The organism is Salinibacterium sp., from assembly GCF_031364185.1.
Lineage (GTDB): Bacteria > Actinomycetota > Actinomycetes > Actinomycetales > Microbacteriaceae > Rhodoglobus.
Genome location: NZ_JANLVV010000140.1, coordinates 1 through 11,327, shown reverse-complemented (window position 1 = coordinate 11,327; position 11,327 = coordinate 1). Strand labels below are relative to the sequence as shown.

The window sequence follows — 11,327 nt, the reverse complement described above, 5'->3', positions numbered from 1 at the left end:
GAAAGCGACCACCGTGGTCATCGAGCTACCGGAGGTCGGCGCGTGAAGCGCGTGCTGGTGACCGTTGTGGCGGCGGGGCTGTTTTTGAGTGGATGCTCGGCGCCCACCGCGCCAGCTTCTCCCGACTCCTTCACGGGCACCGTGACCGTGTTCGCCGCCGCATCCCTCACCGACACGTTCGGGGCGATCGCCGACGCGTTCGAGCGGGAGCACCCGAACGTGACGGTCGCCCTGAACTTCGGCGGGAGCTCTAGCCTCGCAACCCAGATCATCGGGGGAGCGCCGGCCGACGTGTTCGCCGCCGCCAGTGGCGCCACTATGGCGACGGTGGCCGACGCCGGGCTGACCGTGGGCGAGCCGACCGTGTTCGTCACCAACACGCTCGAGATCGCGGTGCCCGCAGGAAATCCCGGTGGCATCACCGGCCTCGCCGATTTCGCCAACGCCGACCTCGGCCTGGCCCTCTGTGCGGTCGAAGTGCCGTGCGGTGCGGCGTCGAAGTCCGTGTTCGACGGTGCCGGGATCGTCGCAGCGCCCGACACTCTCGAGCTGGACGTCAGGGCCGTCCTGACCAGGGTTGAACTCGGCGAAGTCGACGCCGGGCTGGTGTATCGCACCGACGTGATCGCTGCGGGGGACAGGGTTGAAGGGATCGAGTTTCCCGAGGCATCCACCGCCATCGGCGCGTATCCGATCGCGCTGCTCAGTGCATCCACCAACAGGGTCTCCGCTTCCGCGTTCATCGCTTGGGTGCTCTCGCCTGCCGGGAAGGAGATCCTGACCGATGCCGGGTTCGGCGCGCCGTAACCGCCGCCGCGGCGTGCTGACGCCGGTGCTGTGGATTCCCGCGATACTGGCGCTCACGCTGTTTGGGCTGCCGCTTCTCGCGCTCATGCTGCGCGCACCCTGGGCGCGGCTTCCCGAACTCCTCTCCCAGCCGGCCATCGCCTCCGCGCTGCTGCTCTCCCTCGGTACAGGGCTGGTGTCGACGCTGATCGCGCTGGTGCTCGGGGTGCCGTTGGCCCTGGTGCTCGCGCAGTCAGCGCAGTGGCCCGCGGTGCCGAGGCGGCTGCTGCGCGCGCTGGTGACCGTGCCCTTGGTGCTGCCGCCGGTCGTGGGAGGCGTGGCGCTGCTGCTGCTATTGGGGCGTCGAGGGCTGCTCGGGCAGTACCTCCCGTTTCAGCTCCCGTTCACCAGCGCGGCCGTCGTCATTGCGCAGGTATTCGTTGCGATGCCGTTCCTGGTGCTCGCCGTCGAGGGGGCGCTGCGGGCATCCGATCGCAGGTTCGAGATCGCGGCCGCGACACTGGGTGCCTCGCGGTTCACCGTATTTCGTCGCATCACACTGCCGCTGGTCGCCCCGGGAATCGCCGCCGGCGCACTGCTCTGCTTCTGCCGTGCGCTCGGCGAATTCGGTGCCACCATCACCTTCGCCGGCAGCTTTCCGGGCACCACGCAGACGCTGCCGATTGCGACCTACCTGCAACTTCAGACTGATCCGGATGCCGCGATCGCCCTCTCGCTCGTGCTGATGCTCATCTCCGTCGCCGTCCTTATCGGCCTGCGCGACCGCTGGGTGCCGGGGGTGACAGGGTGAGCATCGCGGCCCGGCTTCAGGCCACTCGCGGAGCCTTCACCCTCGACCTTGACCTCGCGGTCTCCGCCGGCCGCACCCTCGCCCTGCTCGGCCCGAATGGCGCGGGCAAGTCGACCGTGCTGGCGCTTCTTGCCGGAACCCTTCACCTCGATTCCGGCTCGATCGTGGTCGGCAATCGTGTACTCGACGACGAGTCCACCCATGTCGAAATGGAGGATCGCCGCCTCGGGGTTGTGTTCCAGGACTACCTGCTGTTCCCGCACCTGACCGTGCTTGAGAACGTCGCCTTCGCCCCGCGCGCCGCCGGGAAATCCCGGGCGGCGGGCCGCGCACTGGCCCTCGCCTGGCTCGACCGCCTCGGCATCGCCGACCTCGCCTCGGCCCGCCCGCCCCAGCTCTCCGGCGGGCAGGCGCAGCGCGTCGCCCTGGGACGCGCCCTCGCCAGCGATCCCGATCTGCTGCTGCTCGACGAGCCCCTCGCGGCCCTTGATGTCGAGGTTCGGGAAGACGTGCGCGGCGAGTTGGGCCGTCACATCCGCGAATGGGGTGGCCCGACCATCGTGGTGACCCACAGCTTTGACGACGTCGCCGCGCTCGCGGATGACGTGGTCGTCATCGAGCACGGGCGCGCCACCCAGCGAGCGACCGTGCGCGAGCTGGTGCAGGCACCGGCGACCTCGTACATCGCGCGGCTGGTCGCCAGCTGGTCCGACGACTAGCCTCTGCCGCGTAGCTGCTGCCGTCCCCGCGGCGCACTCGCAACCGCACCCCGATGTTGGTAACTCCTGCAGATCGCAGGTGCCGCCGGCGAACACACCCGGCTTTCCGGGCCGGCTGTTCGCGGCTGGTGCCGAATTGCGGGAGTTACCAACACGAGGCGGTCGTGCCCCGCGGCAGTCCGAAATGACGGACTTGTGGACCCCGGGCTCAACTCCAGCCCACTGGATGCCTGAGATAGGGCCCGAAGACTCCGTCATTTCGGACCGGGACAGGGGAAGGGGATCGAGCCCGAGGGGCGGGGGCGGGGACAGGGGACCGGGGCCCTCGGCAGGGGAGGCGCCCGGAGGGGAGAGCGGGCCGCCCGGCCTACGCCGCGGCGGCGCCAGGGCGGCCGAGGTGACCGAGCAGCGCGGCCACGAGGGTGATGCCGGCGGCCACGAGCATCCCGGCCGAGATGTTGATCTGCAGCAGGAGGGCGCCGGCGGCGGCTCCGGCGCCGATCAGGGCGACCGCGAGCACGCGGCGAGCCCAGGGGTGCCCCGAGGTCCTGGCGGCGAACACCGAGTCGAAGGCCAGCCCGACGATGGTGGAGGTGACGACGACGGTCGTGACATCCTTCACCCCAATGTGCCGGGCGGCCCCGGCCTGCATACCCATGGCGAGGCCCAGCGCGCCGGTGGCCGCAAGCATCAGGGGTTCGGTCGGATCGTCGATGACGAGCATGGGGATGGCCGATGTAGCGAGAACGAGTCCGACGAATGAAAACAGGATGGTCGACCGCGCCGACCACCCCGCGGCAATCGACCTCAACACGCGCCCCGCGATGCCGGCACCCAGCATGAACAGCAGCAGGGCGATGATCGGGCCGGTGATGGGCAAACCGTCGGCACCGGTCAGGGCCATCCCGAGGATGACGACGTTGCCCGTCATGTTGCCGGTGAAGACACGGTCGAGGCCGAGGTATCCGACGGCATCGATCACACCGGTCGAAAAGGTGAGTGCGAGCATCAACGCGAGGTGCAGGCGCTCCGGGTTTCGGCGCATCCTGGCAATCATGGATTCTCCCCTGTGCTCCCGGGTGACGTCAGCCGATGTGGTGGCTACTTAGCGAGCGCTGACCCGAGTGATCGGGGCAGAAGTTGCGCTGGTCGCGACTCATCATCATCGTGAGGTCCCGACCGTCACGGCTCACTTCGATGAAGCCGAGTCGTGTCGCGAGAGCCAGGGACCTCTCATTCCTGATGTCGACTATCGCGAGCATCCACTTGATATCAAGGCGGCCGAACATCAGGTCGATCACGGCGCAGACCGCCTCGGTGGCAAGACCTGCGCCACCGTGGGATGACGCCAGGATCCATCCGATCTCGGCGGAGCGGAAATCGGGGTGGACGGTGCGCAAGTGAACCGACAGGTCGCCGATGAGTTTCCCGTCACGCTCGATGGCCAGCGCGAGCAGGTCGTCCGCCTGCGAGAGCGTGGTGTGCCTCGTCCTGTCTTTGAGGTGCTGAAAGGATTGCGCGCGGTTGCGGTGCGGCCACGACAAAAACGTCAACACGCCCTCGTCGGATTGGATATCGAACCAGGTTTCGGCGTCGGAAAGCCGATGGGGACGGATTACGAGTCGTGCTGTTTGAATGACCGGGGCAGTGAGGGGAACTTCGACACGCGGGCCGCGCAGTAGCCGAGGAGTGCGAACGCCCCACCGTGACAGTCGCTGCCGAACAATTGAATTGCCGGAGTCCAGTGATCCCGAACTGGGGGTCACAGGGTCTCTCGGGCGAACGGTCACTATTGCCATCCTAGGCAGTGAAGATCTGAATTGCATCTGAACGCATGAACGTTAGGGATGCTCATGCTCCGGCGAGCTGGATCGCACGGGATGCCGAAACACGCTGATGGCACGACATCCGTGGCCCAAGGCTGTGTCGACCGAACCGATAAACCCGCCCCCGCGCCTGCCGATGGGCCCGGGCCCGATCAACGCAGACCCGCCGGTGCTGCGCGCCAGGTCAGCACAGCTCGTCGGCCAGTGCGATCCGACGATGACGGCATCACGCTGTTCGAGACGTTCCACGATTTCGGGCTGGATCCGGCGAGACTCCCCGGCGCTTTTCGTCGCCCGGAGGAGCCCACGGGATACCTCGAAGGGCAGAGAGAAAGCGGGCAGATTCTGGAGGGTGCCGGTCGCGAGCTTGCGGTCGTGACCTCCATCACCGCCGCCAGACGGTTCGAGCTCAGCATGATCGGCAGGGCCGGTCACGCCGGCAGCACGTCGGCACGATGCCATGGCCAGCGCGAGCGAGTTGATCGTCGAGATCGAGCGGCTATCGCATGAGCGCCATGCGAGCCGTCCCCGCCCCCGAGCCGTCCGCGCCCCTTAGCTGTCTGCGCCGGAGCGCGTGATCCGTTCTCCGGTTGCCGGATCGACCGCCGTCTCACCCGGCGGCAGGTTCGACAGGTCGGGGGCAATCACGGTCGGCATCAGCCCTGAGTCGGGGAGCCCGAACATGGGCGCGGAGCCGACCGCAGGCAGCAGCACGAGGTCGTCTGCGCGCTTCTCGAGAGTCTTGCCGCGGAAGAACGCGGGAGCCCGCACCATCCACACCAGCATGAGAACCACGCCCAGCAGCATCGCGCCGACTCCGACCACCGCTACCGCGCCGATCCCGAAAATGGTGACGTTGTTGCCGTTCGCATCCAGAAGCCAGTCAACCGTGGCGTACTGCTGTAGCCCGAAGCCGAACACCGCGGTGAGCATCAGTCCACCGGCGAGCGGGATGACCCCGCGCATCACGAAATGGCGTGCGCTCGTGAGCAGCGTCCTGCGGTAGAACCAGAAGCAGGCATATCCCGTGAGCCCGTAATAGAACGCGATCATGAGGCCGACCGAGCCGATCAGCGCACCGAGCAGATCAGGACTGATGAGGGTGAACAGCAGGTAGAAGGCGATCGAGATGATGCCCATGCCGATCGTCGACCAGGTCGGGGTGAGAAATTTCGGATGGATGCGCGCAAACTTCTCCGGAATCGCCTTATAGGCCGCCATGGAGAGTGCGGTGCGTGCCGTCGGCAGGATCGTGGTCTGTGTGCACGCCGACGCAGACGTGAGAATGGATGCCGCCAGCAGCACGAGAGCGATGTGGCCAAGCAGACTGTCCCCGAACAGGGTCGCGCCGATGGCACGGAATACGTCGCCCGAGTTCTCGGGATTGGCCAGGCCCATCCCTGTTTCGCCGACGCCCGCAAAGGCCACGGCCGCGACCGTGACCAGCGCGTAGGTTCCGAGCAGAAGGAAAGTGGAGATGATGGCGGCTCGACCGGGGGTTTTGCCGGGGTCGGCGCTCTCTTCGTTCAGGGCGACGGCGGTGTCCCATCCCCAGTAGATGAAGATCGCGGTCAGGATTGCGGGGGCGATCACGGTGGGGAAATCGAGCCCGACCGGGTTGAACCAGTCCAGGGACGGGGTGAGCGATCCGGGCACGCCGTCGCCGGAGAGTACCCGTGTCAGCGCAACGACGGCAAACATCACGAGCACGACGACCTCGATGGCGAGCAGCCCGTACTGCAGCCGTGCAGATACCTCGATGCCGCGATAGCAGATCCAGGTCATCAGCACGATCCAGAGGATGCCGACGGTGGTGCTGGCGACGACGTTGTCTCCGAGGTCCGCAACTCCGGCGACGCCCAGCTCGCCAAGCAGCGTGAACGTGTATGTTCCGGCAATCTGGGCGAGGTTCGCCATCACGATTACGTCCGCCGCGATGATGCCCCAGCCTCCGAGCCAGCCGGTTTTCGGGCCGAAAGCGCGGGATGCCCAGGTGAAGGTGGTGCCGCAATCCGGCTCTGCCCTGTTCAGTTCCTGGTAGGACACGGCGATCAGGTACATCGGCACGAAGGCCAGCAGCACAATCGCGGGCGACTTGATCCCGGCGCCGGCGGCGACGATGAATCCGAGGCTGGCCGCGAGGCTGTAGGCGGGTGCCGTGGACGACATTCCGACGACAATGCTGGAGACAAGGCCGAGGGCCCCTGTCTTCAGGCCCTTATCGCCGGCGCCAGGGCCGGGGGTGGTTGCAGCAGTCGACATTGATCCGCCGTTCGTTCGGGGAATTCGGGTGGTTGGAGAAATCTAGTCCCCCGCGGCCCCTACACCAAGTGTGAGGATGATTTCAGCCCGCGCGCTGCGCGACTGAGGTTGAGATCCGCACCGCTCCGCGGCCGCCGACATCCGCCGAGGGGTCACGGAAAGCTAGCCTCCGAAGTCCAGGTCCACGCCATCCCAGAGGTCGCTGCACTCGACCTCCACGACACCGTGCGCCGCCAGGTAACGCCGCGCACCGGTGTCGCCGACGAGACTGTCGGCGGCGGGCATCCACCGGTCTGAGGAGAAGTAGACGGGATGGCCGGGCCGCCCGCCAAACACGGCCTGACGCAGATCGCCCTCGGCGTCGAGCACGCGCCTCACCACTGCGGCCGGCAGCGTCGGGAGGTCGACGAGTGTGACTAGGGCAGCGTCACCGGTGGCCGCGGCGAGCCCCGCTCGTAGGGAGTCGGACATGCCGTGCTGCCAGTTCGGCGCTATCACGATTGTGACGTCCGGGGGTACGAGAGTCCGGGCACATCGCTCCTGTGCGCCGAGCACGACGACCACTCGTGCGCAACCCCCGTCGAGTAGTGCGCGGGTGGCGACCTCGAGCCACGGCTCTCCTGAGGGCAGCCGCAGTAGAGCCTTGGGTCCGCCTGCGCGAGAACCGGCGCCTGCTGCCAGGACGATGCCTGTTACGTCGCCATGCGCTGCGATTGCCATCGATACAGTTATACACACGGTGATCGATCGGACGAATGCTGCGCTGCTGAGCCCTTTCGCCTACGCCAACTACCGCGACCGTAAGCCGACTATCGCTACGTCGCCAGCTCGACGATGGACTGCATGAGAGGAGGCCACCCGAATACCACCAGCGCGATGACGTTGACCGCCACCGTAACCCAGAAGATCGAGATGAAGGCCACCTTTCGAGTCTTGTGCCTGAGCACTCGCTGGGCGATGACGGCCCCGGGCCATCCACCCAACAGGCCGAGAATGAGCAGTCGCGTTTCTGAGACGCGCCATTCGCCGGTGACGGCGGCCGACTTATCCACGGCATATGCCACAAAGCAGGCGATGCTCAGCACCAGGTAGGAGGCCCCGACCCAGAGGGAGAGTTCGAAGAAGGCTGTCAGGGCCACCAGCAGCAGCACAAACACGACTACGGCGAACCACCCGAGTAATTCCCGGCGCCGAAACCTCACTCGCGGGATCGGCGCGGTCAGAGCCGACATGCCCGGGGGTGACACGCTCACCGCCCTGGGTTTACCGCTCGGATCGACCTCGGTCCTGAAGCGCACGGGGTCACCCACCGCAGGGCGGGCCAGTCCCTGGGCGAAGTCATTGACGTTGACGAAGATCCGGTCGCCGCCATCAGCGGGCTGGATGAAGCCGAAGCCGCGGTCGTCTTTCCAGATCGTGAGGGTGCCGTCACGGAAGGAAGTGGCGGCGGTCATCCCTCGACCCTAGCTTCTGGGGCTGGCAGGCCTGTTCAGTAGTCGGTGCGATGCTCGTGGGCGAGCCAGGCATCAAAGGGTTCACTCGCATTAACGGGGCGTACAGACTCGATGGACACGCCCCACGTTGCGCGGTCCCGGGCGAAGAGTTCGTAGAAATCGCGGTCGTCGAAGCCGCCCCGCGCCGCGTCATCCCGATCGGCCGCATAGACAATCCGATCGACCCGTGCCCACAGGGCCGCCGACAGGCACAGCGGGCATGGCTCGCACGAGGTGTAAAGCGTGGCCCCGGCCAGCGAAAAGTCGCCGATCAGCTGGCACGCAGCGCGGATCGCCACCACCTCGGCATGTGCTGTCGGGTCGAGGTTGGCGGTGACCCGGTTCTGCCCCTCGGCGATCAGCGCGCCGTCACGCACGATCAGGGCGCCGAAGGGTCCGCCACCGGCTGCCACGTTGCTGGTGGCGAGCGCGACGGTGCGCTGCAGCCACTCGAGGTCGGTCACAGGGTGATGCATACTCGGCGCAATCATGCGGACCTCCACAGTGGACGGAATCTGTTCGAGCACGGGCCTGCTCCTGCGACACAGCGTCTGCTGGAGGGCAAGTTTTTGCGGGGTCGCACACTCGCGCACCGTGGTCGCTGTGACCTCAGAATAGACGGCATTTCGATTAATATTGGAGAAGTCCGAGCGGGTCGAGCATGCCCGCAACGTCTGCCCAAAAATCTGGTGCCAGCGCTGAGCGTCACGGTCGCGCGCCTGGCTGTGAGAGGCGGGATGCTGTTCGGCGCCATGGTGACGCCGGTGATGATTCCACCGGCCTCAGTGCCGTCGAGAGGCGCTGAGGCTGGCATCGATGAGGGTGGATGCCGCGGCGCGAGCGTGAGCGGCCGCATCCGGTGTGCCGAGAATTGCCGCCGTGGTCTGCGCACCCTCCGCCAGCAGCACCAGTTGCGGAGCAAGGTTGCTCGGCGCGCCGGCCTCCTGCGCGAGTGCCGCAACGTAGGCCTGGAACGAGTTTTTATGGTCGCGCGCGGCCTGCGCAACGGTCGGTGCCGTGGCGCCGAGTTCGCCGAACGAGTTGATGAAGGCGCAACCACGGAAATCATCTTCGACGAACCAGTCGGAAAGGAAGTCATAGATGGCGAGCAGCTTGCCGCGGGGGGTTGGCTCGAGTTCTGCCCTGGCGAGAATGCCGCGGGTCCAGGCATTATTGCGCCGACGCAAGACCTGCTCGACAATGACGTCTTTGGAGGGGAAGAGCTGATACGTCTTCTTCAGCGAAACGCCGGCGGCAGTGCGGAGCTCGTCCATTCCGACAGCGGTGATGCCGCGACGGTAATAGAGGCGGTCGGCAGCGTCGAGCACCAGCTCACGTGCGGTGGCGTCATCCATTGTTCTCCAGATTTTTAGCACATATCGACCTCGAGGACTTGCATCGAGAACGTTCGTTCTCTAGCATAGGAGAAACGCGATGAGAACGCACGTTCTCGCGCAACGGGAATCACAACGAGGAAAGAGAACATCATGTCGTTCATCACCGTAGGCCAGGAGAACTCCACAGACATCGAGCTCTATTACGAAGACCACGGCACCGGCCAGGCCGTCGTGCTCATCCACGGCTATCCGCTCAGCGGCGCCTCCTGGGAGCGCCAGACCCTCGCCCTGCTCGACGCCGGCTACCGGGTTATCGCCTACGACCGTCGGGGCTTTGGCAGGTCGAGCCAGCCCACGGTCGGCTACGACTACGACACTTTCGCTGCCGACCTCAATGCCGTGCTAACCGAGCTCGACCTGACCGACGTCGTGCTCGTGGGCTTCTCGATGGGAACCGGTGAGCTCGCTCGCTATGTGTCGAGATTTGGATCGGATCGCGTCGCCAAGCTCGCCTTCCTTGCCTCACTTGAGCCGTTCCTGCTGAAGACTGACGACAATCCCGCGGGAGTGCCTCGTGAGGTGTTCGACGGTATCCAAGCAAATGCGAGGGCCGACCGATACGCGTGGTTCACCAACTTCTACCAGAATTTCTACAACCTCGATGAGAATCTCGGCAGCCGCATCAGCCAGGAGAATGTCACCAACAGCTGGAATGTCGCGACCACCAGCGCCCCCATTGCCGCGTACGCCGTAGTGCCATCCTGGCTCGAAGATTTCCGCGGCGACGTCGCGAAGGTATGCGAGGCCGGCACGCCGAGCCTGATCCTGCACGGGACGAAGGACAATATCCTGCCCATCGATTCGACGGGTCGCGAGTTCACGAAGCTGTTCCCCGAAGCCGAGTACGTCGAAATCGAGGGCGCTCCCCACGGACTGCTCGAGACGCACTACGCCGAGGTGAACGCGGCACTGCTCGCGTTCCTCGCCAAGTAGGCGAAGCGTGGCCGCCCCCGCCGGCATCTCGCGCGAGCTGTCGTGACGGGATCGACGGGGGTGCGCGCCGCGGCGTTCAGCGCGCGGGGGCGGTAGCGTCACGCTGGCGGCGCAGGCTTGCGATGTGCGCTGGGCCTGCGCCGCAGCATCCACCGATCATGCGTGCGCCTGACGCGACCCAACTCGCCACGAAGGCGGGAGCGTCGGGCGCTATGGGGTCGCCGTCCCATGCCCCCGCGGCTGTGTTCCAGTTCTGGCCGCCATTGGCGTAGGCGACGAGGGGCAGGTCGGTGACGGTGGCGGCGCGCTCGAGCAGGGGGCCGATGAGTCTCGGGTCTGTGCAGTTCACACCGACGGCGATCATGCCAGGGATGCCGGCGGCCATCGCGATGGCATCCTCGATGCGGTCGCCGCCCGCGGTGTGCGCCTCGTCGCGGCATACGAAGGAGAACCAGGACGGAGTTGCTCCCGTTGCGGCAATCGCCGCAGCGATGGCGTGCGCTTCGAACACGGTGGGGATGGTCTCGACCGCCAGCAGGTCGGGAGCGGAATCGACGAGAACATCGAGGCGACGCCGGTGGAACTCGCGCAACTGCGCCGCATCGACGTCGTAGTCACCGCGATACTCCGAGCCATCGGCACGAGTCGCGCCGTACGGCCCGACCGAGGCCGCCACGAGAGCGGGCGAGCCGTGGCGCGAGACGGCCTCCCGGGCGAGGGTCGTGGTCGATCCGAGCGCTGCCTCGGCTTCGGCGCGGGTGAGCCCCGCCTTCTCGAGCCCCGCCACACTCGACTGGTAGCTGGCGGTGATAATCACCTCGGCGCCGGCCCGCAGATAGTCACCATGGGCCTCGATCAGGGTTTCGGGGGACTCGATGATGAGCCGGCCCGTCCAGAGTGGATGTTTCAGATCGACGCCGCGCGCTTCCAGAACGGTAGACAAACCGCCGTCGAGCACGGTGAAGGGGGAGCGAATGTTCACTCCTGAATCCTGCCAGTTCAGCGAGACGCGCGGAGGTGGAGAGTCGGCGAACTCCAGCGACGACGCAGCCAGCGATCGTGGCTGGCCACCACCACGGCGCCGGGGTAGCTGCCGAGCG

General features: G+C 66.5%; 13 protein-coding genes. 5 read left to right on the top strand and 8 right to left on the bottom strand.

Annotation, left to right across the window (positions count from 1 at the left end):
* From modA to RMN95_RS06230, 3 genes are all read left to right on the top strand, one after another.
* On the top strand, positions 1 to 807 hold an 807-nt coding region (gene modA / locus RMN95_RS06240), incomplete at its 5' end, for a molybdate ABC transporter substrate-binding protein (protein ID WP_309616079.1).
* Positions 785 to 1,597: an ABC transporter permease gene (locus tag RMN95_RS06235; RefSeq protein ID WP_309616078.1), complete on the top strand. Its 813-nt coding sequence runs from the start codon at positions 785 to 787 to the stop codon at positions 1,595 to 1,597. The genes modA and RMN95_RS06235, both read left to right, overlap by 23 nt.
* The gene (locus tag RMN95_RS06230) at positions 1,594 to 2,316 is read left to right on the top strand and encodes an ATP-binding cassette domain-containing protein (protein WP_309616077.1); all 723 of its coding nucleotides are present in this window, start codon (positions 1,594 to 1,596) and stop codon (positions 2,314 to 2,316) included. The genes RMN95_RS06235 and RMN95_RS06230 overlap by 4 nt, the downstream gene beginning before the upstream one ends.
* A gap of 367 nt (positions 2,317 to 2,683) precedes the next feature.
* Here the strand turns inward: RMN95_RS06230 and RMN95_RS06225 are convergent, their stop codons facing one another.
* Together RMN95_RS06225 and RMN95_RS06220 are read right to left on the bottom strand one after the other, a co-directional pair.
* The gene (locus RMN95_RS06225; protein WP_309616076.1) at positions 2,684 to 3,373 is read right to left on the bottom strand and encodes a YoaK family protein; all 690 of its coding nucleotides are present in this window, start codon (positions 3,371 to 3,373) and stop codon (positions 2,684 to 2,686) included.
* Between the two features lie 28 nt (positions 3,374 to 3,401).
* Positions 3,402 to 4,115, bottom strand: coding sequence for a GNAT family N-acetyltransferase (locus tag RMN95_RS06220; RefSeq protein ID WP_309616075.1), 714 nt, complete (start codon positions 4,113 to 4,115; stop codon positions 3,402 to 3,404).
* A gap of 231 nt (positions 4,116 to 4,346) precedes the next feature.
* Between RMN95_RS06220 and RMN95_RS06215 the strand changes: the two genes are divergently transcribed.
* Positions 4,347 to 4,652 carry a hypothetical protein gene (locus RMN95_RS06215; RefSeq protein ID WP_309616074.1) on the top strand — a complete coding sequence of 102 codons (306 nt, stop codon included), beginning with the start codon at positions 4,347 to 4,349 and terminating at the stop codon, positions 4,650 to 4,652.
* 42 nt (positions 4,653 to 4,694) lie between these two features.
* Here RMN95_RS06215 and RMN95_RS06210 read toward each other — a convergent pair whose 3' ends face one another.
* The 5 genes from RMN95_RS06210 to RMN95_RS06190 form a co-directional block, all read right to left on the bottom strand.
* On the bottom strand, positions 4,695 to 6,404 hold the full coding sequence (locus RMN95_RS06210; protein WP_309616073.1) for an APC family permease: 1,710 nt from the start codon (positions 6,402 to 6,404) through the stop codon (positions 4,695 to 4,697).
* Positions 6,405 to 6,566: 162 nt separating this feature from the next.
* Positions 6,567 to 7,124 (bottom strand): NTP transferase domain-containing protein, encoded by a 558-nt coding sequence (locus RMN95_RS06205; RefSeq protein ID WP_309616072.1) that lies wholly within the window; start codon positions 7,122 to 7,124, stop codon positions 6,567 to 6,569.
* A gap of 95 nt (positions 7,125 to 7,219) precedes the next feature.
* On the bottom strand, positions 7,220 to 7,858 hold the full coding sequence (locus RMN95_RS06200; protein ID WP_309616071.1) for a DUF1294 domain-containing protein: 639 nt from the start codon (positions 7,856 to 7,858) through the stop codon (positions 7,220 to 7,222).
* 35 nt (positions 7,859 to 7,893) lie between these two features.
* Positions 7,894 to 8,361 carry a nucleoside deaminase gene (locus tag RMN95_RS06195; RefSeq protein WP_397545146.1) on the bottom strand — a complete coding sequence of 156 codons (468 nt, stop codon included), beginning with the start codon at positions 8,359 to 8,361 and terminating at the stop codon, positions 7,894 to 7,896.
* Positions 8,362 to 8,679: 318 nt separating this feature from the next.
* The gene (locus tag RMN95_RS06190) at positions 8,680 to 9,252 is read right to left on the bottom strand and encodes a TetR family transcriptional regulator C-terminal domain-containing protein (RefSeq protein ID WP_309616070.1); all 573 of its coding nucleotides are present in this window, start codon (positions 9,250 to 9,252) and stop codon (positions 8,680 to 8,682) included.
* A 132-nt stretch (positions 9,253 to 9,384) separates the two neighbouring features.
* On the opposite strand from RMN95_RS06190, the gene RMN95_RS06185 reads away from it, so the two are divergent.
* Positions 9,385 to 10,227, top strand: coding sequence for an alpha/beta hydrolase (locus RMN95_RS06185; RefSeq protein ID WP_309616069.1), 843 nt, complete (start codon positions 9,385 to 9,387; stop codon positions 10,225 to 10,227).
* Positions 10,228 to 10,303: 76 nt separating this feature from the next.
* Here the strand turns inward: RMN95_RS06185 and mmuM are convergent, their stop codons facing one another.
* Positions 10,304 to 11,209 carry a homocysteine S-methyltransferase gene (mmuM, locus tag RMN95_RS06180; RefSeq protein ID WP_309616068.1) on the bottom strand — a complete coding sequence of 302 codons (906 nt, stop codon included), beginning with the start codon at positions 11,207 to 11,209 and terminating at the stop codon, positions 10,304 to 10,306.
* Between the last annotated feature and the right edge of the window lie 118 nt (positions 11,210 to 11,327).